The sequence below is a fragment of the Citrobacter sp. U14242 genome, from assembly GCF_046555775.1.
Lineage (GTDB): Bacteria > Pseudomonadota > Gammaproteobacteria > Enterobacterales > Enterobacteriaceae > Citrobacter.
The window spans coordinates 1-279 of the sequence record NZ_JBKGLW010000042.1 but is presented as its reverse complement, the minus strand read 5'-3'; the positions used below and the strand labels follow the sequence as shown (position 1 = coordinate 279).

Annotated in this window: 2 tRNA genes; both read right to left on the bottom strand. The window is 52.0% G+C overall.

The features are described from left to right. Window positions 1-11 precede the first annotated feature (11 nt). Window positions 12-87 (bottom strand) — tRNA-Ala (locus ACLJXE_RS24360). Between the two features lie 105 nt (window positions 88-192). Further along, window positions 193-269, bottom strand: a tRNA-Ile gene (locus tag ACLJXE_RS24355). Window positions 270-279 lie beyond the last annotated feature (10 nt).

Sequence of the window (279 nt, the reverse complement as noted above, 5' to 3'; positions counted from 1 at the left end):
TGCAGTAAAGATGGTGGAGCTATGCGGGATCGAACCGCAGACCTCCTGCGTGCAAAGCAGGCGCTCTCCCAGCTGAGCTATAGCCCCATCGTAGTTATCTCATTCACCTTAATTTTTGTTGAAGCAAGGCGTGGTGACACGAAGCATACTGAAGTATGTGAGTGTCGCCGCAACGCAGCATCAGCAAAAATTTGGTAGGCCTGAGTGGACTTGAACCACCGACCTCACCCTTATCAGGGGTGCGCTCTAACCACCTGAGCTACAAGCCTGCAGAGATTT